Origin of the sequence: Xanthomonas hortorum pv. cynarae (assembly GCF_002939985.1) — a bacterium.
Lineage (GTDB): Bacteria > Pseudomonadota > Gammaproteobacteria > Xanthomonadales > Xanthomonadaceae > Xanthomonas > Xanthomonas hortorum_D.
In genome coordinates, this window is record NZ_MDFM01000009.1 from 133,107 (window position 1) to 153,480 (window position 20,374).

Below are 20,374 nucleotides of genomic sequence, written 5' to 3' on the forward strand. Positions count from 1 at the left end.
ATCCCCGCATCTCAGGCCTGCGTTCCGCCAACGGTGATGCCGTCGATCAGCAGCGAGGGCTGGCCGACGCCGACCGGCACGCTCTGCCCGTCCTTGCCGCACACGCCCACGCCTTCGTCCAGCGCCAGGTCATTGCCGATCATGCGCACCTTCTGCATGGTCTCCGGGCCGTTGCCGATCAGCGTGGCGCCCTTCACCGGCGCGGTGACCTTGCCGTCTTCGATCAGGTATGCCTCGGTGGCCGAGAACACGTACTTGCCGCTGGTGATGTCGACCTGGCCGCCGCCGAAGTTGACCGCGTAGATGCCCTTCTTGACCGAGCGGATCATTTCCTGCGGGTCGTGCTGCCCGGCGCGCATGTAGGTGTTGGTCATGCGCGGCATGGTCAGGTGCGCAAACGACTCACGGCGGCCGTTGCCGGTCGGCGCCACGCCCATCAGGCGCGCGTTGTGGGTGTCCTGCATGTAGCCGACCAGCACGCCGTCTTCGATCAGCGTGGTGCACTGGGTGGGCGTGCCTTCGTCGTCGATATTGAGCGAGCCGCGACGGCCGTCCAGGGTGCCGTCATCGACGATGGTCACGCCCGGTGAGGCCACGCGCTCGCCGATGCGGCCGGCGTAGACGCTGGTGCCCTTGCGGTTGAAATCGCCTTCCAGGCCATGCCCGACCGCCTCGTGCAGCAGCACGCCGGGCCAGCCGGGACCGAGCACCACCTGCATCACGCCGGCCGGTGCGGGAATCGCATCCAGATTGACCAGGGCCTGGCGCAGCGCTTCGCGGGCGAAGCCTTCCGGGCGGCCGTCGGCGAACAGCTCGGCATAGCCGTAACGGCCGCCGCCACCGGAATAGCCGGATTCGCGGCGCCCGCCGTGTTCGACGATCACTTGCACGTTCATGCGCACCAGCGGGCGTACATCGGCGGCCAGCACGCCGTCGCTGCGGGCGATCAGTACCGTGTCCACGCCACCGGACAGGCTCACCATCACCTGTTTGACGCGCGGGTCGGCCGCGCGCACGTACTGGTCGATCCGGCGCAGCAACTCGACCTTGGTCGCGCTGTCCATGTCGTCGATCGGGTCGGTGGCCGGGTACAGCGCACGGCCACTGCCGCGCACCAGCGTGCGGGTGGATTGCGCACCGCCGTCGCGCGAGATCGCGCGCGCGGACTGCGCCGCTTCCAGCAAGGCCTCGCGCTGGATATCGTCGGAATAGGCGAAGCCGGTCTTCTCGCCGGCAATCGCCCGCACGCCGACGCCTTGTTCGATGGAATGCGCACCGTCCTTGACGATGCCGTCTTCCACGCTCCAGCTCTCGCGTCGCGAATGCTGGAAATACAGGTCGCCGAAGTCGATGCCCGGGCCCAACAGGGCGCCGAAGGTGCGGTCGAGATGGCCGGTGTCCAGGCCGGAAGGAAGCAGCAGCCGGGTTTCGGCCAGAGTGAGAGCGTTATCGGTCATGCGATCAGGATGGGGCCCGCACGCCGGGGAGACAAGTCGTTCGGCTGAACGTGCGGCGCGGATATCATCGCAGGCCCGCCGCCCTGCCGACGCCCGCGCATGAAGCTCACTGCCCACGTCCTGGATGGCCACACGCTGGACATCCGCCCCGCCCCGCACGAGCGCGACTGGATGGACGCCACCGACCAGCGCTATGCCTACCGCTGCCTGCCGCTGGCGGTCGCCAATGCGCATGGCTGGGAGCTGCTGTGCCAGGCCGGGTTCGAGGCCAGCTGGGACGGCCGCGATGGCCTGGACGCGATCCGGATCAGTGCCGATGCAGGCACTACGGCACCGGCGATCAGCCACTTCGGCTATGGCGTGCTGACCTTTCACGTGCCCTGCCTGTTCCGCACCGAAGAAGGCATCGATCTGTTCGTCACCGGGCCATTGAACCGGCCCAAGGACGGCATCGGCGCCTTGAGCGGCATGATCGAAACCGACTGGAGCCCGTACACCTTCACCATGAACTGGCGATTCACCCGGCCCGGGCGGGTGCGCTTCGACGCCGGCGAGCCGTTCTGCCATCTGTTTCCGCTGCCACGCCGTCTGATCGAGCAAGTGCAACCGCAGTGGCAGCCGCTATCCGAGGCGCCGGAACTGGCGCGGCAGCATGCCGACTGGACCCACAGCCGCACGCGGTTTCTAAATGAATTGCCGGATGCGCAATCGGCCGCCGCACGCGAGAAATGGCAGCGCGGCTATTTCCTCGGTGTGGCTGGCGCGGATCGAGCGCCAGCGCCGGGCCACCGTTCGCGTCTGCGCCTGCCGATGTTCGCGCGTACTGCCAGCGAAGACGAGGCGGATAACGGGATGCCAGCAGACTGAGCACGTCAGCGTATGGGCGCGGCTCGCCACGTGCAGAGCTGACTGGAAGGCGCTAGGTGTATTCGATTTGCCCGGCGGGCGCTTCAACGCCTCAACGCCTCAGCACGACGGTGTGCGGACTGAATGGAAGCATTGCGCTCGGCGGGCTAGGCGCATTCGACTAACCCGCTGGGCACCGCATACTTACGCGCCTCAGCGCGGCGCTGCACCAGGCTTGCTGGAACTGCTAGCTGGCGCACTTGAAGAACTCGGCTTGCTTGGCGCACGCTCGCGCGCTTCGCGTTCCACCACGTCCACCTGCGGCTCCTTCCACGGGCCGGTGACGTGATAGGTCTTGGCACCGATCGCGCCCAGCGGCTTGCTCAACACCGCATTGGCGGCCGCGCCCACCGCCGCGCCGACCGGGCCACCGGCCACGGCGCCGACCACGGCCAGCAGATTGCCGGCCTTGGGATTCACGTCCACGGTCTGGTCGAAGGTCTGCGCACGCAGGTCGGTCAGCCCGCGGATGGCGATGTCGGCGGCCGGGCCTTCGATGCGGATGGCGTCGGTGCGTGCGAAACCATCGCCAAAGCGCACCTCGCCGGCCAGCTTGTTGAACGCCAGCCCCTTGGAGAAGAAGTCGCGGAAGTCGAACATCAGCCGGCGCGGCAACTGCGCCACGCTGAGCAGGCCGAGCACGCGGCCGGCACCGGGATCCACTTCCAGCAATTGGCCGTTGCGTACGTCGATCTTGAGGTCGCCATCCAGCGAACCGAGCGCAAAGCCGGTCGGCGAGCCCTGCCAGCCGGCGTTGAGCTCCAGCTGGCCTTCGCCACCGCGCAGCTGACCGCCCAGGGTGAGGTTTTGCAGCAGATTGCCGAGATTTCGGCTGTCCACGCGTGCCGATAGCCGGGTGCTGGCGGATTCGCCCTTGCCGCGCCAGGCGCCGGTCAGGCCGATGCTCTGGTCGTTGGAGCGCAGCTGCAGCTGATCCACCTGCATGCCGTCGCTGAGCCGGCTGCTGCGCAAAATGGCGGCGCCCAGGGTCATCTTGCCGACCTGCAGATCGTCGATATCCAGCGACAACGGCGGAATCGACACCGGGTCGAACTCGGCCACCGCGCGCCGCGCCGGCTCGGGCAGGGCGCCGGCCAGCGGGTCGCCCGGCTCGGGTGCGGCCGGTTCGGCAGGCGCCGCGACCGGCTGCCAATGCACGGTGCGCAGCTTGCCCTGCACGGCGGCACCGTCGGCATTGGGCACCGTGAGCTGGCCGGCCAGGGACGGCCCGTCCAGTGTCACCGCCACCGCGTCGCGGGTCGGGCGCAGCCGCAGCCGGGTCTGCGGGAACACGCCGCCGATCATCAGCAGTCTGTCCGCCTGCACGTCCACCTGCTGCAGTGGCACGGTGCTCTGTTTGGTCTCCGGCTGGCCCGGCAGCGGCGGCATCTCCGGCTCGCTGCTGCCGCGGGCCAGGCTGATCCAGTCGATCGCATCCAGCGAGGCGGTGCGGCCGGTGACGATCAAACCGTTGGCCGGTGGGCGCTCGCTGACCGTGTCGGTGCCCATCACCACGCGCACGCCAGTCTGGTTGCCCTGGCTGCTGGCCTTGAGCGCCACCAGCTTGCCGAACGCCACATCGATATCGCCATCGCCGACCGGCAAGGCCACCTTGACCTGGGTGTCCAACGGCTGGGTGGCCGCCTTGTCCAGCGGCGCGGGCAGATCCAGGGTGGTGCCGACCAGGTCCGAGCGCAGGCTCAACATCGCCTTCGCATCGGTCTGGCCCGGCGGCGGCAATGGCACATCCACGCCCACCTGCCAGGGCGCGCTGCCGTGCACGTACGGGCGCAGCCATTCCATCTGCGGCGCGCGGTCGAACAATTCCTTGGCATCCAGGGTGGCGGCAAAGCGCGCTTCGAACGCCTGCTTCGGGTCCTGCACAAAGCCGCCGGCACGCAAGGACAACTCGCCGCTGCGGCCCTGGTGCTGCACGCTCAACTGCTCGGCGGCAAAGCCGGTGTCGCGGTAGTCGGCCTGGCCGCTGACCTGGTCGAAGGCCAGATTCCAGCGCGCGTCGGCCAGCTTGGCACCCTGCAGCGCGACCGTGCCCTGCAGATGCCCGCCCACACCCTTGCTGCGTAACGGGCGCAGCAGATCGAAGCTCACCGTTGCCGGGCCGGACACCGTGAGGTTGCGCAAGGTGTCGCCGTAGCGACGCTCCAACGGACTTTTGCGCAGCATGCTCAGCAGCTGCGTGGCGTCGGCCTGGGTGGAGGCGCGCACGTAGAGTTCGGAGGTGGCGAAATTGGGAATGCCGGCCTCAAGCCGGGTGATTGGCGCGCCAGCCAGCTCGCCACTTCCCTGCAGGGAGAAGCCGTTGCCGAGGAAGCTCAGATCGGCCTGCACCTGCTCCATCGCCGGCCACTCGGGATTGAAGGGGATCACGCCGTCGCGAATATGGCCGAACGCTTCGAAGCGCCCGTCGTTGCCTTCGAACGGCCAGTCGTCCAGATCGCCACTGACCAGACCGGTGCCGCCGGTGATCACGCCGCCGGCTACCGCCTTGTCCAGCCAGTCGATGGCGGGCTTGCTCATCTTCGAGCGGATCCAGAATTTACGCGCCACCGGCAAGGCGACATCGTCCAGTTGCGTGGCCAGCTGGATGCGCGGGCGGCTGCCATCGTTCTGGAACCACAGCCCGCCGCGCACATTGGCGCCGTAGTCCTTGGCCTGCACCCGCAAGGCCGGCGTGGCGACCTGCCAGCCGGCGCCGTCGCGCCAGCCGACGAGCTTGCCGGCCAGCTGGATCTCGTGCGCCACCCCGAAGCCGGTCGGCCAGTCGAAACGCACCGTGGCATCGGGCGCGGTATCCAGCTCGACCGCCTGCGCATCGCCATCGATCTGCCCGCGCAAACCGCTGATGCCTGGCGCGTTGCCCACCGGTAGGAACGCCAATTCGTCGATCCGGCCCTGCGCGCGCAGGGCACCGCCCTGCTCGCCTGCGACCTGCAGGTCGGTCACGCGCAGCTGCGGTCTGGACAAACTCAACCAGCGCCGCAAGGTGGGCGACAGGTGGTCGCTCAATGCCGCCGCTGCGATCAGACCGGAGACATCCACATGTTTGCCGACCACCGCGTAACGGCGCCCGCCGGCGATGCTCAACCCATCCAACTGCTGCAATTTGGCCGCCTGGCCCAGCCGCAGCAGCGGCGCATCCACCCGCCAGCCGCCTTCGATGGTCTGCCAGCGCGCGCGCGCGCGCAGCCGCTCCCACACCAGCGTGCGGCGTGCGGTTTCATCCGGCAACGCGGCACCGGACAAGCGCACCTGTTGAAGATATGCATCCACGGTGACACCGGTGATGCGGCGCGCACGCAGTTGTGCCCACGCCTGCAGCCGTCCGCTGCCGCCATCCACGCGCATGCCGCCGACGTGCAGCAACGAGGCCCACGCGGCCAGATCTGCGGGGTCGGCCTGCGCATAGGCGCTGCCGTCGCCGCTGTTGCGATCGAACTCCAGCACGGTGGTCAACGGTGCGCGCTGCACATCGATCCAGGCATGGCTGCCGACTTTCACTGTCGAACCGCTGACACGCAGACGCAGGTCGATGCGCGGCAACGTGGTGTCCAGGCCGATCGAGGGCGCGGTCACATGCAAACGCGCCTCGGCCACCTGGATTTCACCAAGGCGACGCAACGCTTCCAAGGGGTCGGCACGCCGCGCGGCCGGCAAGCCCTGCACCGACCACACGCCGTCATCGCTACGCTGCAGCGTCAGTGCCAGACCACGCAGGCGGACTTCGGTCAGCGAATGGCCGGGCAACAGGCCGGCGTACATCGCCAGCAGGATTTCGGCCTGGCCCACGCGCACTTCGCCATGCGGACCGATCCGCAACCCATCCAGCCGCAACAGCGGACCGCGTCGGGTCCACTCGGTCTGCAGGCGATCGAAGGCAATGGGCTGGCCGGCGCGCTGACTCAACCACGCGGCGATCTGCTGCGGCCGCTGCTCGGCAAGCGGCAACGCCTGGCTGGCCGCACCCACCAGCAATGCGATCGCCACCAGCACGAGTGCGGTGGCGGTGATCGCGTAGCGGCGAAACAGACGCAGACGGCGGCGCAGCGGGGTGGGCATTAACGGCGGGGAATGGTGAATAGGGAATAGGGAATCGCAGGAGCACAAACCGCGCCGCGCACACGATCATCCATCCGCGTGCGCCGCCATTCTAAAGATGTCACTGGCACCCCGCAGAGCGCCTTTCGCTCCACCCCCATTCCCGATTCCCGGCTCTCCATTCCCGAACTCACAGCAACACCACATCGAACTGCTCCTGCAGATACTGGTCGTCGGACTGGAAGCGGATGCTCTTGCCCAGAAACTCCTCCAGCTCGGCCACGGCCGCCGATTCTTCGTCGGTGATCCGCGCCACCACTTTGGATGAGGCGATCACCAGCAGCCGCGCCGCGTCGAACTGGCGCACCGCACGGGTGATCTCGCGAAAGATCTCGTAGGTCACCGTCTCGGCGGTCTTGATGGTGCCGCGCCCGCTGCACTGGCCGCAGGTTTCCGACAGCTGCCGCTCCAGGCTTTCGACGGTGCGCTTGCGGGTCATTTCGACCAACCCCAGCGGCGAGAATTCGTACACCGTGGTCTTGGCGTGATCGCGTGCCAGCGCCTTTTCCAGCGTGCGCAGCACCTGGCGGCGATGCTCGGCATCGTCCATGTCGATGAAGTCGATGATGATGATCCCGCCCAGGTTGCGCAGCCGTAGCTGCCGCGCCACCGCTTGCGCGGCCTCCAGGTTGGTGCGGAACACGGTTTCTTCGAGATTGCGCTGGCCGACGAACGAACCGGTGTTGACGTCGATGGTGGTCATCGCCTCGGTCTGGTCGATCACCAGATAGCCACCGGACTTGAGCGGCACCTGCTTGTTCAGCGCGCGCCCGATCTCGTCCTCGACCCCGTAGAGGTCGAAGATCGGCCGGTCGCCGGTGTACAGCTCCAGCCGCTCGGCCAGCACCGGCATGTACTTGGCCACGAACGCCTGCAGCTGCACGAAGGTTTCGTTGGAATCGACCTTGACCTTTTCCACGTCGCGGCGGATCAGGTCGCGCACCGCACGCAGCGGCAGGCTCAGGTCTTCGTAGATGATGCTGCACGGCGGCGCTTCCCGGCCGCGCCGCTCCACCACGTTCCAGACCCGCGACAGATAGGCGATGTCCTCGGCCAGCGCCTCGGCCGGCTGGCCTTCGGCATTGGTGCGGATGATGTAGCCGAAGCCGCCGTGCTGGGCCGAGACCTCGCTGACGATGGTCTTCAGGCGCAGCCGCTCGGCCTCGTCTTCGATCCGCGCCGACACCCCGACGATCTTGGACTGCGGCAGCAGCACCAGATAGCGCGAGGGAATGCTGATCTGGGTGGTCAACCGCGCGCCCTTGGTGCCGATCGGGTCCTTGACCACCTGCACCACGATGTCCTGGCCGTCGCGCAGCAGCTCCACGATCGGCACCGAGGCCGCCGGCGGCGGCGGGATCGGGGTCTCTTCGGTATCGACCACGCTGGCCGGCGCGGGCGCCGGGCGGATCACGTCGTTGGCGTGCAGGAACGCGGCGCGCTCCAGACCCAGTTCGACGAACGCCGCCTGCATGCCGGGCATCACCCGCTGCACCTTGCCCTTGTAGATATTGCCGACCACGCCACGGCGCCAACCGCGCTCGATATGCAGTTCCTGCAGCATGCCGTTCTCGATCACCGCCACGCGGGTCTCGCGCGGGGTGACGTTGACCAAAATCTCTTCCGACATCAATGCGCTCCGAAGGCTGTGAGCAACTGCGAGGTGTGAAATAAGGGCAATCCCATCACGCCCGAATAGCTACCGGACAGATGGCTGATAAAACGTTCGGCGCGTCCCTGGATCGCGTACGCACCGGCCTTACCCATCGGCTCGCCGCAGGCCGCATAGGCAGCGATCTGCGCAGCATCGAGCGTGTCGAACGTGACCTCCGATACCACCAACGCCTGCGCCGGGGCGCGTTGTGCGCAGACTAGAACCACCGCCGTGAGCACCTGGTGGGTGCGCCCTGACAGCAAGCTCAACATCGCGATCGCATCGGCCACATCGACCGGCTTGCCGAACACCCGCTCGCCCAACACCACCTCGGTATCGGAGCCCAGCACGATCGCATCGGGGTCGCTGGCCTGCACCTGCGCCAGCCCGGCGCGCGCCTTGTCCAGCGCAACGCGTTGCACGTAGTGCGCGGGCGATTCGTCGGGCGCGCGCAGCTCGGGCACGTCCAGTTGTAAGGTCTGGAACGGTACATCCAGGCGTTGCAGGAGTTCTTGTCGGCGCGGCGACCGGGAGGCGAGATAAAGCATCCTTCCAGCATACCTGTTGCCCATGCTCGCCCGCTTGCTTGCATGGGACACAGTGGTCGCGTTCGACTCACAACATGTTCATCGAACTCACAACACGCTCTGCAGACACACAAGGAGATCTCATGCGTACCACCTTCAAGCCGTTGTTGCTGGCCCTCTCGATTGCTGCCGGAACCGCCATGACCGCCCATGCTCAACCTGCGTCGAGTTACACCATTCCCAACGACGGCACCTTGCTCAATGTGTCGGCCGAAGCGGAAGCCAAGCGCGTGCCGGACATCGCCACGCTGTCTGCCGGCGTGGTCACCCAGGCTGCCGACGGCAACGCCGCCATGCGCCAGAACGCCGAGCAGATGAACAAAGTGCTGGCCGCCGTCAAGGCCGCCGGCATCGCCGACAAGGATGTGCAGACCAGCGGCATCAACCTCAGCCCGCAGTACACCTACAAAGAAAACGAAGCGCCCAAGATCAACGGCTACCAGGCCAGCAACACGGTCAACCTCAAGGTCCGCGACATCACCCGCCTGGGCAAGGTGCTCGACGCCCTGGTCGCCCAGGGCGCCAACGACATCAACGGACCCAGCTTCTCGATCGACCAGCCCGAGCCGGTCTACGACGAAGCACGCGTGGCTGCACTGAAAAAGGCCCAGGCCCGCGCAGACACCTACGCCAAGTCGCTCGGCCTGAAGGTGCGCCGCATCGTCAGCATCTCCGAAGGCCGCAGCGGTGGCGGCGTGCGCCCGATGATGATGGCCGCCTCGATGCGCTCGGCCAAGGTCGAGATGGACACCCCGGTCGCACCGGGCGAGAGCACGCTATCGATCAACCTGGATGTGACGTTCGAATTGGGGCGTTGACCGGATCGAAACCGAGCGTGAACTGATTTTTCTGACTGCCCTCTCCTGAGGGCAGTTTTTTTTTGGGAAAACCGAAAATTCTGCTGCCTCTTCTTGGCGTGTCATATGCGACCACCTCTAGTCGTACGCGCGGTCGTACGCGAGTCTGCCGCACTAGCCAAGCTGCCCGAATCGATACGCCCGGAGTCAATCGGCGAGCCATCGCCGACGCTGCGAAATCACTTGTGTCCACACAAAGGTCGCGGTAAACCTACGTCACCGGATGGTGGTGTGCGTCCGGGTCGCGCTGGTCCGTTCCGCAGTTCCGTTGAGGAGGTGGATGATGGTTCTCACGCAATCGCAGGTTTCTTCCCGATCCACAGGCATCGACACCTCGCGCGTTCTGGCGATGAGTACGGCCGTGGCGTTGCATTTGCTGGCCGGCGGGCTGTTGCTGATTCCGCTCTCGTACCGGGCGATTCCGCAGCAGCCCACGCCCAAAGAACGTTGGGTCATGCCGATGACGATCCCAACGCCACCCGTCCCGCCAGCGGTGTTCCCGATCGAAGTGAAGTTCAAGCCACAGGCGACGCAGACACCGCCGACCGCCGTGCCGGTGCAGGTACAGGTGCAAACACCAGTGGTGAATCAGGCACCGTTGGTGGACAGCGCAGCGCTTGCCTTGCCCGCTGTCTCCGACGCGATAGCTGACAGCGCTCCGGCCATTGCCGCACCCAGCGGCCCGGTCGAGGCAGGCCAACTGCAGTATCTGAGTTCACCGGCGCCGGGTTACCCGGTGGCCGCATTGCGTGCCGGGCAGCAAGGCACGGTGCTGCTACGCGTGTTGGTCGGTACCGATGGGCGCCCGACCGAAGTGAGCGTGCAGACCAGCAGCGGTCATCGCGCACTCGATCTGGCGGCGCGTAGCCAGGTGCTGCGCAGCTGGCGTTTCCAGCCGGCGATGCAGAACGGTCAAGCCGTGCAGGCGTATGGCCTGGTACCGGTGAGTTTTTCGTTGAATTGAGTGAGTCTGGAATGCGGCGGCTCGGCCTTCGAGTCGCCGCATACACGCAGTGCGCCACATCAGACCGGCATAGAAGCGCTCCGAGAGCAGGTGTTCGTGCAATGGATTTCCAATTGCCGGGCACAGCCTCCTGACAAGTGCTCGCGATGCAATGTCAGCAGCACACACGATCCAATGCAGCGGTGACCGGCTGGTCACCACGACAGGCAACAGCAGCGGCTATTGGCACACCGCAAAACCTTGGTCACCACTCACGCGCGGTGATACGGATGATTGGCCAGCATCGCCGCAGCGCGATACAGCTGCTCGGCGACGATCAGGCGCACCAGCATGTGCGGCAGGGTCAACGGGCCGATCGACCAGCTCTCGCTGGCGGTTTTCAGCACATCGGCGGCGTGACCTTCCGGGCCGCCGATCAGAAACGCCAGATCGCGGCCCTGCCCGCGCCAGTGCTCCATGCGTTGGGCGAGCTGTTCCGAACTGAGCGGGCGACCCGGGATATCGAGCGCCACCACGTAGGCGTTCTTGGGCAGCGCGGCGAGCACGCGGCGGCCTTCGTCGTCGGTGGCGCGTTGCGCGTCGCGGCCCTTGCCGCGCAGGCCGGGTTCGATCTCGACCAGCTCCAATGGCATCCAGTGCGAAAGACGTTTCTGATATTCGGCAAAGCCCTGCGCCACCCAGGCCGGTGCGCGCTCGCCGGTAGCGATGAGTCGGCATTTCATCGCGACATGATATCCGCGTCACAGCCCGGGCATCGGAACCATGTCGATCACAGCGGTGTCATGGTGCGGTTACAGCGGGCATCTAGCGTCGGCGGACTACCCAGCCAGCAGGAGTCGTTCGATGCCGATTTTCGATCCCGCCCGCCGCCAGGTGCTCAAGGGCAGCGCCGCCGTGATGGCCGCCGGTGCGCTTGGCAGCTTGAGCGCGCTGCAATCGCGCCAGGCCCAGGCCGCCACCAGCACTTCCCCGCCGCTGCAGCTGGCACCCGTACCCAGCCGCTATGGCCCGCTCGCCCCGGTCGCCGACCAGAGCACCGGGCTGCCGCTGCTGCAGCTGCCGCGTGGTTTCAGCTACCGCTCGTTCGGCTGGAGCGGCGATCGCATGGACGATGGCCAGCCCTGCCCCGACCGCCATGACGGCATGGCCGTGGTCGGCCTGCGTCGGCCCGACTGGCGCCCCGGCAGCGACCCGCTGCGCGGCCTGGAATATGTGCTGATCCGCAACCACGAGCGCGGCGCGACCACCCCGTTCCGCGCACCAGCGATGTACGACACCGGCATCGTCAGCGGCACCCAACTGGCCGGTGGCGGCACCACCACCTTGAGCTACGGTCGCCGCGGTTGGGGCAGCCTGGAGCCGAGCCTGGGCGGCACGCTGGTCAACTGCGCCGGTGGCCCCACCCCGTGGGGCACCTGGCTGAGCTGCGAAGAGATCAAGACCAATGCGGTGTCCAGCACCGGCCGCAAGCACGGCTACGTGTTCGAAGTGGACCCGGACAGCCAGCGCACCACCGGCCGGCCGCTGGTCGGGCTGGGCCGCTTCAGCCATGAAGCGGTGGCGATCGATCCGCGCACCGGCATCGTCTATCTCACCGAAGACGATCGCAACAAGGCCGGCCTGTATCGCTTCATCCCCAACGACCGTCGCGGCCGCAATGGCTCACTGGAAAATGGCGGCCGGCTGCAGGCAGCACGCGTGCGTGGGCGGCGCAATGCCGACCTCACCGTCGCCAGCATCGGCCAGCAGTTCCAGCTGGAATGGGTGGATATTTCCGAGCCCGATCTGGATGGCATCGCCGCACCGGCCGGCTTCCCCGACATCGGCGCCAACGACACATTGAGCGGGCCGTTTGCGCAGGCCTGGGCCGACGGCGCGCTACGCATGAGCCGTGGCGAAGGCATCTGGTACAGCTACGGCAAACTGTTCATCGTCGACACCAGCACCGGCGTGGATGCGCAGGGCCGCCGCGGTTACGGCAACGGCGCGGTATGGGTGCTGGATCTGTTTACGCAGCGCTTGAGCGCACTGTTCGTCAGCGGCAACCAGCTGGCCGCGCACAACCCGGACAACGTCACCGTCAGCGCGCGCGGTGGCGTGGTGCTGTGCGAAGACGGCGGGGAGAGTCCGGACGAATATGGTCCCGGCGCGCGCCTGCTCGGGCTCACCCGTGGCGGCGAATCGTTCTATCTGGCCAAGAACAACGTGCAGCTGACGTCGCAGCAGATCGCAGATGCCGGCAAGACCATTGCCGAAGGCGATTACCGCGACACCGAGTTCTGCGGCGCCTGCTGGGACCCGCTGGCGCGCACCTTGTTCGTCAACATCCAGACACCGGGCATCACGCTGGCGATCACCGGGCCGTGGGAACGCGGGCCGTTGTGAACGAGCCGTTGTGAGCATGCTGTCGTGGGCCTGCAATCGGGAGCCTGCCTGTTGTAGGCCGGTTTTTATAAGCCGGCCTATATAAGAAATTAGCCCAGGCCACCGCAGCCGAACGGACAAGCGTCCGTTCGGCAGTGGCATCGACCCAGCAGCTGACACAGTGCCGTGCATGCACTCGTCTCATCTGCACAACGGGCAGCGTCTGCGACGGAGACTGCGCACAGCACGCGCGCTCACCAGCAGTGGCCTGCGTGCAACCTGAAAACCACGCTCAGTCCCGTGATCAGAACCAGGGCGCGTCTTGCGCGCTCGACATGACACGCTGCAGTTTCAGCCAGCGCTTGAGCGATTGCGGGTCGGCCAGTTCGCGCAGGCCCTGGCGCGCTTCCATCAGATCGTCTTCGACGTCGCGCTTGAGTTGGGCCATCAATTTACCCAGTCGCTCGGGCTTGAGCCGCGGCGGCAGGTCCAGACCATATTCTGCGCAAAAGTTCTCCGACTGCTCCTGCACCTGCTGTTGCAATTCCTTGCACTGCCTGTCCAGTTCGCGGTTGTAATCCTGCAGCCGCGCCGCGCTCATCGCATCCACACCTTGCGCGTCCAGCAGGCCGATCTCGGCCTGCAGTTCGAGCAGGCCGAGCAGATCGCCGGCCTTGTAAGCCGCATTGAGCCGTTGCATCAGGATGGTGCGCGAGGCGTGGTCGTCGGGGTCCTTGGCGCGGTCCGGATGCAGATTGCCGGCCAGTTTGCGATACAACTCGCGCAACGGTGGCGGCTCGGCATTCCCGGCAACCGCTTTCTTCTCGGCACGCTTGCGGCGCTGCGCGTTGTGCTGCTGTTGTTGCGCGTGTTCCTGCTCGAGACGCTCGCTGACGCGTTCGAAGAGTTCTTCGGGCGAGTCGATGCCGTCCAGTTCGTCGGCATCCAGTCCATAGGCCTGGCCGAGAATCTGCTTCATCAGCGCATCGGATTCGGACACTTCCTGGTCGTAGCCCATGACACTGTGGCGATCGTAGATCGGCCGCAGCGCTTCATGTCCCGCTTCGATCAGCGGGCCGGCGATATCGCACAGCAGCTCCGACAGAAACGCACGGTCGGCCTTGCTCAGCTTGACCGTGGCATGCGCGCGATCGAGTTCTTCGACCAGCGCCACATCGGCCGCGCGCCGATGATCGAGCAAGGGCTGCAGCTCGGTGTGATAGCGCTCGCGCCAACGCGTGAGCGCCGTTTGCCAGGCCTGCAGTTCGTTGCGATGACGCTCCAGATCGCGCAGCAAGCGGTCGAAGCGTTTGCGCGCCGGCGACAACGGCTGTGCGGCGGCCTGCGCCGGCTGGCTGCGCAGTTGCTGCAGCGCCGGCGAGGCAGGTGTCTCTGTCTGGGCTTGGGATTTTCTGGCCATACCGTGGGTCAGTTACTCCTCAGGGTCGGCATCCACATCGTCCGGACGCTGATCGCCCACTGTCCACAGGCGCTCCAGCGCGTAGAACTCGCGCACGCGCGGCAGCATCACGTGGACCACCACATCGCCCAGGTCGACCAGCACCCATTCGGCTTCGCGCTCGCCTTCCACGCCCAGCGGCATCACATCCAGACGCTTGGCGAACTTGACCACTTCTTCGGCGATCGACTTGACGTGGCGAGTCGAGGTGCCCGAGGCGACCACCATGTAATCGCAGACGCTGGACTTGCCACGCACATCGATTTCGACCACGTCCTTGGCTTTCAGCTCCTCCACGGCCTCGCGCACGGTGGCCAACAGGGCCGGCACGGACGGCGGCGGGTTCGGAATGGAGGTCTTGATGACTTGGGCTTGGGTGGTCAAAGCGGGCAACTCGATGGAATTAGTGTGAATTATAGGCCGGTCCGGCCGGATGCGTGTTCAGCTGGACGGCTGCGCGCTGCCGTAAAGGCATTCGCGCGCGATAAACGCTGCCACCGACGGCGGCACCAGCGCCTGCCAGTCGCCGCCGGTGGCGATGCGCGAACGCACCGCGCTGGCCGATTCGCCGCGCAACGGTTGATGCAACCGCCACAGGCGGCCGGCCGGGGTGGTGCCCAGCTCGCCGGCGCTGGCAGCCCATCTGCCCTGCACTGCCTGGGCAAGCTGCGGCGCCTCGGCCAGATCCAGCGGGACGCCTGGACGCTCGGCGACGACGAAATGCGCCAACTCGAACAGCGCCTCCCACCGATGCCAGCTGCTCAGGCCAACAAAGGCATCGGCGCCCAGCAACCAGGCGATCGGTGTCGCAGGGCCGAGTTGGGCACGCAGTTCGCGCAAGGTATCGACGGTATAGGACGGTGCACCGCCGTGGCTGGCGCGGCGTAGCTCGCGGGTGTCCAGCACCAGCCCGGGCGTGTCGGCGAGCGCCAGTTCCAGCATGCGTGCGCGCTGCACGGCGGTGGCGCCGGGTGCGGGGCGATGCGGCGGGTCGGCGGCTGGCACCAGATGCACAAGCGCGCCCAGTTCGTCGCGCGCGGCGCAGGCGATGGCCAGATGGCCCAGGTGGATCGGGTCGAAGGTGCCGCCGTAGTACAGGTGGAGCCGGGATTGGGGATTGGGGATTGGGGATTCGGGGTGGAGCTGGGATTCGGGAATCGGGATTGGGGAATCGTAAGAGCGAGGAGCCGGGGACCGGGGACCGGGCACAACGGGAAGAGCGCCAGCGGGACTGACTGGCATCGCAATCGCCGCTGGAAGTTGACCCTGACTTACGCTTCTCCGAGCCCGTTCCCTGTTCCCGGCCCCGGCATCTCCATTCCCGGAAGCGCCCACTTTCAAGCCAGCAATCTCACCGCACGCGCTTCGGCCACGGCCACCAGCAGGCGTTCCAGGCCGACCCAGGCGTCGCCGTCGGCGCGGCCTTTGGCCATGCGATCGACCAGCCCGGCTTCGGCGACGAAGCGTTCCCAGCGGCGCGGTTCGGGATGCCGTTGCAGCGCGCGCTTGAACGGGGCCTGGCGCGATTCCCACAGCCCTTGCGCCTTCATTTCGGCGGCGAGGTTGCCGCCATTTGCCTGCACTTTCGCCAGCGATGCGGTACGCAGCAGCTCCTTGATCAGGATCGGCATCAGTGCGGCCACCGCCTCGCCTTCGGCACGCAGGCCGGCGAGCATGCGTATCACCGCCGCCGGCTGCCCGGAGAAGGTGGTTTCGGCCAGCCGGAACACGTCGTAGCGGGCGGCATCGGCAACCAGCGACTCCATCGCCTCCAGGTCCAGCACCTTGCCGTCGGCCAGCAGTACCAGCTTGTCGATTTCCTGCGCGGCGGCGAGCAGATTGCCCTCCACCCGCTCGCTCAGGCGCTGCACTGCGGCAGCGTCCGCACGCAGGCCGTGGCTGCGCAGGCGGCGCTCGATCCAGTCGGACAATTCGTGCGGCTTGATCGCCCAGGCCACCGAAATGGTACCGATGCGGCCGACCGCATCGGCCCACTTGCCCTGGTGCGCCTTGCTCCAGTCGTTGGCGGTGATCAGCAGCACCACGTCCGGCGGCGGATTGGCGCAGAAACGGGTGATGACATCGGCGCCGTCCTTGCCCGGCTTGCCGCTGGGCAGGCGTATTTCCACCAGCCGGCGCGGACTGAACAGACTGGGCGCGTTGAAGGTCGCATCCAGCTGGTTCCAGTCGAACTCGCGGCCATCGGCGTCGAAGACTTCGCGTTCGCCAATGCCTTCGGCGCGCGCTCGGGCGCGCACCGCATCGGCCGCCTCCAGCACGCGCAGCGTCTCGGGGCCGGCGATCAGATAGACCGGCTGCAACGGCTGGTTGGACTGGCCGGCAAGCTGCTCGGGGCGGAGTTCCATGACTGCGAGCGCGCGCGACGCTTAGTTGTTCGACGCAGGCGGCAACGCCGCCGGTACGCTCGACTCAGGCGTGGTCGGCTGCACTGGCGGCGTGGGAGCCTGCGGCAGCGGCGCGGTCGGCGTGCTTTCCAGCGTCTCGCCACGCTGCACGCGTGCGCGCACCACGCTGTCGATACGACGCAGGATCGAGGCCGACATGTCCTTGCGCAATTCGTCGGCAAGGATCTCGCGCTCGGTCGCGGTGCCGGTGGCATCCACCGGCGGCGACACGTAGTCGCGCGAGAGCTCGATCACCTGCTGCGGCACCAGCACCGCGCCATTGGCGGTGGTGACGGTGAAGATGGCGGCGTAGCGCAGGCTGTATTCCTGCGCACGGCCCTGGCTGTCGATGGCGATCGGCAGATCGCCCCAGCGCTCGGACAACACCTGCACCTGCGCAAAGCCGGTCTTGGCGTCTTCGTCGGCCAGGGTGGCGCCGGCAGCCTTGAGGCCACGCCGCAGCAACTTGGCCAGTTCGCTGTACTGCACTGCAGACTGCACCTTGACCGCTGGCGTGTCCGGCGGCAACGCCAGCGAATTGCGCAGATGGAAGCCGCAGGCGGTGAGGCTCGAGACGAGCACGAGGGACGCAGCGAAGGCAGTAGGAAATCGAATCATGGGCACAGTCTGGATGAGCGCCCCGGCGGCGGCAACAGGCGGCTAGCCTGACCGACACCGCGTGAATGGGGCTTGAGAGCGCCGCAGTAAACCTGCGGCGGCCGGTAATGACAAACGCGTCGCCACGCGCCAGTGAAATGAATCGGCAAGAACGACCGCAGCCCCCTTAGCCTGCGCCAGTGCAGGAATTACCTGAAACCGCCGCATCAACCTAACCTGCGCGCCGCCACGCCGATCCGGCGAACTACCCGGAACGGCGCCTGCGACCCGACCAATCAGAACCCATCACCCCGCCACGATGTTAACGATCTTGCCGGGCACGATGATGATCTTGCGCACGCTCATCCCATCCAGGAACTTGGCCGCGTTCGGCTCGGCCTGCGCCAGCGCTTCGAGTTGCTCGCGCCCGGCATCGGCAGCCACCTCGATGGTGCCGCGCAGCTTGCCGTTGATCTGCACCGCCAGGGTCAGCGCATCGCGCACCAGCGCGGCGGCATCGACCTGCGGAAACGCCACATCTTCCAGCAACGTTTCGCCACGGCCCAGCACCTGCCACAAGGCATGACTGGCGTGCGGGGTGATCGGATTGAGCAGCAGCACCATCGCTTCCAGCGCTTCCTGCCGCACCGCCCTGCCCTGGTCACTGGCGTCGTCGAACTTGGCCAGCGCGTTGGACAGCTCCATCACCGCGGCAATGGCGGTATTGAAGCTGTGGCGGCGGCCGTAGTCGTCGCTGACCTTGCCGATGGTTTCGTGGGTCTTGCGGCGGATCGCCTTCTGCTCGGCACTCAACGCGGCGACGTCCAACGCGGCTGCAGCGCCCTCGCCTACATGCTTGTGCACCTGCACCCACAGCCGGCGCATGAAGCGCGCCATGCCGTCGACGCCGGCCTCGTTCCATTCCAGCGATTGCTCCGGCGGTGCGGCGAACATCGAGAACAGCCGCACCGTGTCGGCGCCGTACTTGGCCACCATCGACTGCGGGTCCACGCCGTTGTTCTTGGACTTGGACATCTTCTCGGTGCCGCCGATGTGCACCGGCTGGCCATCGGCGACCAGCACCGCGCCGGTGACGCGGCCGCGCTCGTCGCGCTGGATTTCCACGTCGGCCGGGTTGATCCAATCCTTGCCGCCGTTGTCGGCATCGCGATAGAACGTGTCGGCGATGACCATGCCCTGGGTGAGCAGGTTGGTCACCGGCTCGTCGCTGTCCACCAGCCGCGCGTCGCGCATGAGCTTGTGATAGAAGCGGAAATACATCAGGTGCAGGATCGCGTGCTCGATGCCGCCCACGTACAGGTCGGCCGGCATCCAGTAGTTGGCGCGGCGGTCGACCATGTCGCGTGCGTTGGGGCTGGTGTAACGCGCCACGTACCAGCTCGACTCCATGAAGGTGTCGAAGGTGTCGGTCTCGCGCTCGGCCGGGCCGCCGCACTCCGGGCAGGTGGTCTGGCGCCAGGTGGGGTCGGTCTTGATCGGCGAACCGGTACCGGCAAATTCCACGTTCTCCGGCAGCACCACCGGCAGCTGGTCTTCCGGCACCGGCACTGCGCCGCACTTGGCGCAATAGATCACCGGAATCGGGCAGCCCCAGTAACGCTGGCGGCTCACGCCCCAGTCGCGCAGGCGGTAATTGACCCGGCGCTGGCCCTGGCCCTTGCGCTCGAAGCGCTCGGCCAAGGCTTCGAAGGCGCCGCCGAAATCCAGCCCATCGAACTCGGCCGAATTGATCAGCTCCAGTTCGCGGCTCTTGTCGGTGTACCAGTCGCGCCACTGGGTAGCGTCCCAGGTCTGCTCGTCTTCATTGCGCGGCTCGCGCAGCTTGACCACCTGCACGATCGGCAAGGCGTACTTGTTGGCGAATTCGAAATCGCGCTGGTCATGACCCGGCACCGCCATCACCGCGCCGGTGCCGTAGCCCATCAGCACGAAGTTGGCCACCCACACTGGCACCTGCTCGCCGCTGATCGGATGCACGGCGGTCAGGCCGGTGGCCATGCCGCGTTTTTCCTGGGTTTCCAGCTCGGCTTCGGAGACGCCGCCGTGCTTGAGCGTTTCCAGCAGCGCGGCCAGTTCCGGGTTGGATTTGGCCGCATGCAGCGCCAGCGGGTGCTCGGCGGCGATCGACACGAAGGTCACGCCCATCAGCGTGTCCGGGCGGGTGGTGAACACGCGCAGCGGATCCAGCGCAGCGCCATTGGTGTCGCGCACGTCGAACTGGATCTCCAGCCCTTCAGAGCGGCCGATCCAATTGCGCTGCATGGTCTTGACCGAATCCGGCCAGCCGTCCAGTTGGTCCAGGCCGTCGAGCAGTTCCTGCGCGTAATCGGTGATGCGCAGGAACCACTGCGGAATCTCGCGTTTTTCCACCAATGCACCGGAGCGCCAGCCGCGGCCGTCGATCACCTGCTCGTTGGCCAGCACGGTCTGATCGATCGGGTCCCAGTTCACCACCGCATTGCGACGGTAGGCCAGGCCCTTGCGCATCAGCCGGGTGAACATGCGCTGCTCGTGCACGTAATAGTCCGGCGAGCAGGTGGCGAACTCGCGCGACCAGTCGATCGCGTAGCCCAGCGACTTGAGCTGCCCGCGCATGTGCTCGATGTTGGCGTAGGTCCACTTGGCCGGCGCGGTCTTGTTCTTGATCGCGGCGTTTTCCGCCGGCAACCCGAACGCATCCCAGCCCATCGGCTGCATCACGTTGTGGCCGGTCATGCGCTTGTAGCGGCTGACCACATCGGAAATGGTGTAGTTGCGCACATGGCCCATGTGCAGCGCACCGGACGGGTACGGCAGCATCGACAGGCAATAGAACTTCGGTTTGTCCGAGTTCTCATCGACCTGAAAGGCGCGGGTGGCATCCCAGAACTGCTGGGCGGAGGTTTCGACCTGCTGCGGGTCGTAGACGTTCGGTTCGACGGTGGACATTGGGAGCGGATGCTCGGGCGGTGCAAAGCGGCACAGGGTACCGCAGTGCAGCAGGCGCT

Annotated in this window: 15 protein-coding genes; 4 read left to right on the top strand and 11 right to left on the bottom strand. The window is 66.7% G+C overall.

The window, feature by feature from the left end; genetic code table 11:
* Positions 1 to 11: 11 nt before the first annotated feature.
* Entirely contained in the window at positions 12 to 1,457 is a 1,446-nt protein-coding gene (gene tldD / locus XcyCFBP4188_RS08560) for a metalloprotease TldD (RefSeq protein WP_006449954.1), read from the bottom strand.
* Positions 1,458 to 1,556: 99 nt separating this feature from the next.
* Here tldD and XcyCFBP4188_RS08565 point away from each other — a divergent pair, with 99 nt between their 5' ends.
* A complete protein-coding gene (locus XcyCFBP4188_RS08565; RefSeq protein WP_006449953.1) occupies positions 1,557 to 2,324 on the top strand; it encodes a DUF6065 family protein in 768 nt (255 codons plus the stop codon).
* A 192-nt stretch (positions 2,325 to 2,516) separates the two neighbouring features.
* On the opposite strand, the gene XcyCFBP4188_RS08570 is transcribed toward XcyCFBP4188_RS08565, so the two are convergent.
* The 3 genes from XcyCFBP4188_RS08570 to XcyCFBP4188_RS08580 form a co-directional block, all read right to left on the bottom strand.
* Positions 2,517 to 6,440, bottom strand: a complete 3,924-nt coding sequence (locus XcyCFBP4188_RS08570; protein WP_104591923.1) for a YhdP family protein — start codon at positions 6,438 to 6,440, stop codon at positions 2,517 to 2,519.
* Between the two features lie 169 nt (positions 6,441 to 6,609).
* Positions 6,610 to 8,109, bottom strand: a complete 1,500-nt coding sequence (gene rng, locus XcyCFBP4188_RS08575) for a ribonuclease G (protein WP_006449951.1) — start codon at positions 8,107 to 8,109, stop codon at positions 6,610 to 6,612.
* The gene (locus XcyCFBP4188_RS08580; protein WP_006449950.1) at positions 8,109 to 8,681 is read right to left on the bottom strand and encodes a Maf-like protein; all 573 of its coding nucleotides are present in this window, start codon (positions 8,679 to 8,681) and stop codon (positions 8,109 to 8,111) included. Before XcyCFBP4188_RS08580 ends, rng begins: the two co-directional genes overlap by 1 nt.
* Before the next feature lie 122 nt (positions 8,682 to 8,803).
* Here XcyCFBP4188_RS08580 and XcyCFBP4188_RS08585 point away from each other — a divergent pair, with 122 nt between their 5' ends.
* On the top strand, positions 8,804 to 9,538 hold the full coding sequence (locus tag XcyCFBP4188_RS08585) for an SIMPL domain-containing protein (protein WP_006449949.1): 735 nt from the start codon (positions 8,804 to 8,806) through the stop codon (positions 9,536 to 9,538).
* Positions 9,539 to 9,857: 319 nt separating this feature from the next.
* Complete coding sequence (locus XcyCFBP4188_RS08590) at positions 9,858 to 10,541, top strand: energy transducer TonB (RefSeq protein ID WP_104591924.1); 684 nt, start codon at positions 9,858 to 9,860, stop codon at positions 10,539 to 10,541.
* A 251-nt stretch (positions 10,542 to 10,792) separates the two neighbouring features.
* Here the strand turns inward: XcyCFBP4188_RS08590 and rlmH are convergent, their stop codons facing one another.
* On the bottom strand, positions 10,793 to 11,263 hold the full coding sequence (gene rlmH, locus XcyCFBP4188_RS08595) for a 23S rRNA (pseudouridine(1915)-N(3))-methyltransferase RlmH (protein ID WP_006449947.1): 471 nt from the start codon (positions 11,261 to 11,263) through the stop codon (positions 10,793 to 10,795).
* A 121-nt stretch (positions 11,264 to 11,384) separates the two neighbouring features.
* On the opposite strand from rlmH, the gene XcyCFBP4188_RS08600 reads away from it, so the two are divergent.
* The gene (locus XcyCFBP4188_RS08600; protein ID WP_006449946.1) at positions 11,385 to 12,926 is read left to right on the top strand and encodes an alkaline phosphatase PhoX; all 1,542 of its coding nucleotides are present in this window, start codon (positions 11,385 to 11,387) and stop codon (positions 12,924 to 12,926) included.
* Between the two features lie 283 nt (positions 12,927 to 13,209).
* Here the strand turns inward: XcyCFBP4188_RS08600 and XcyCFBP4188_RS08605 are convergent, their stop codons facing one another.
* From XcyCFBP4188_RS08605 to leuS, 6 genes are all read right to left on the bottom strand, one after another.
* Complete coding sequence (locus XcyCFBP4188_RS08605) at positions 13,210 to 14,325, bottom strand: J domain-containing protein (protein WP_006449945.1); 1,116 nt, start codon at positions 14,323 to 14,325, stop codon at positions 13,210 to 13,212.
* Positions 14,326 to 14,337: 12 nt separating this feature from the next.
* Positions 14,338 to 14,748, bottom strand: a complete 411-nt coding sequence (rsfS, locus tag XcyCFBP4188_RS08610; protein WP_006449944.1) for a ribosome silencing factor — start codon at positions 14,746 to 14,748, stop codon at positions 14,338 to 14,340.
* Between the two features lie 57 nt (positions 14,749 to 14,805).
* The gene (nadD, locus tag XcyCFBP4188_RS08615) at positions 14,806 to 15,705 is read right to left on the bottom strand and encodes a nicotinate-nucleotide adenylyltransferase (protein WP_043908159.1); all 900 of its coding nucleotides are present in this window, start codon (positions 15,703 to 15,705) and stop codon (positions 14,806 to 14,808) included.
* Entirely contained in the window at positions 15,702 to 16,730 is a 1,029-nt protein-coding gene (gene holA / locus XcyCFBP4188_RS08620) for a DNA polymerase III subunit delta (RefSeq protein ID WP_006449942.1), read from the bottom strand. The genes nadD and holA overlap by 4 nt, the downstream gene beginning before the upstream one ends.
* A 21-nt stretch (positions 16,731 to 16,751) precedes the next feature.
* Positions 16,752 to 17,387 carry an LPS-assembly lipoprotein LptE gene (locus tag XcyCFBP4188_RS08625; RefSeq protein ID WP_023903361.1) on the bottom strand — a complete coding sequence of 212 codons (636 nt, stop codon included), beginning with the start codon at positions 17,385 to 17,387 and terminating at the stop codon, positions 16,752 to 16,754.
* 285 nt (positions 17,388 to 17,672) lie between these two features.
* Positions 17,673 to 20,315, bottom strand: coding sequence for a leucine--tRNA ligase (gene leuS, locus XcyCFBP4188_RS08630; protein ID WP_006449940.1), 2,643 nt, complete (start codon positions 20,313 to 20,315; stop codon positions 17,673 to 17,675).
* Positions 20,316 to 20,374 lie beyond the last annotated feature (59 nt).

Coding starts and splice junctions, on each gene's coding strand:
- tldD (WP_006449954.1), bottom strand. CDS start 1,457: ATGACCGATAACGCTCTCACTCTGGCCGAAACCCGGCTGCTGCTTCCT.
- XcyCFBP4188_RS08565 (WP_006449953.1), top strand. CDS start 1,557: ATGAAGCTCACTGCCCACGTCCTGGATGGCCACACGCTGGACATCCGC.
- XcyCFBP4188_RS08570 (WP_104591923.1), bottom strand. CDS start 6,440: ATGCCCACCCCGCTGCGCCGCCGTCTGCGTCTGTTTCGCCGCTACGCG.
- rng (WP_006449951.1), bottom strand. CDS start 8,109: ATGTCGGAAGAGATTTTGGTCAACGTCACCCCGCGCGAGACCCGCGTG.
- XcyCFBP4188_RS08580 (WP_006449950.1), bottom strand. CDS start 8,681: ATGCTTTATCTCGCCTCCCGGTCGCCGCGCCGACAAGAACTCCTGCAA.
- XcyCFBP4188_RS08585 (WP_006449949.1), top strand. CDS start 8,804: ATGCGTACCACCTTCAAGCCGTTGTTGCTGGCCCTCTCGATTGCTGCC.
- XcyCFBP4188_RS08590 (WP_104591924.1), top strand. CDS start 9,858: ATGATGGTTCTCACGCAATCGCAGGTTTCTTCCCGATCCACAGGCATC.
- rlmH (WP_006449947.1), bottom strand. CDS start 11,263: ATGAAATGCCGACTCATCGCTACCGGCGAGCGCGCACCGGCCTGGGTG.
- XcyCFBP4188_RS08600 (WP_006449946.1), top strand. CDS start 11,385: ATGCCGATTTTCGATCCCGCCCGCCGCCAGGTGCTCAAGGGCAGCGCC.
- XcyCFBP4188_RS08605 (WP_006449945.1), bottom strand. CDS start 14,325: ATGGCCAGAAAATCCCAAGCCCAGACAGAGACACCTGCCTCGCCGGCG.
- holA (WP_006449942.1), bottom strand. CDS start 16,730: ATGGAACTCCGCCCCGAGCAGCTTGCCGGCCAGTCCAACCAGCCGTTG.
- XcyCFBP4188_RS08625 (WP_023903361.1), bottom strand. CDS start 17,387: ATGATTCGATTTCCTACTGCCTTCGCTGCGTCCCTCGTGCTCGTCTCG.
- leuS (WP_006449940.1), bottom strand. CDS start 20,315: ATGTCCACCGTCGAACCGAACGTCTACGACCCGCAGCAGGTCGAAACC.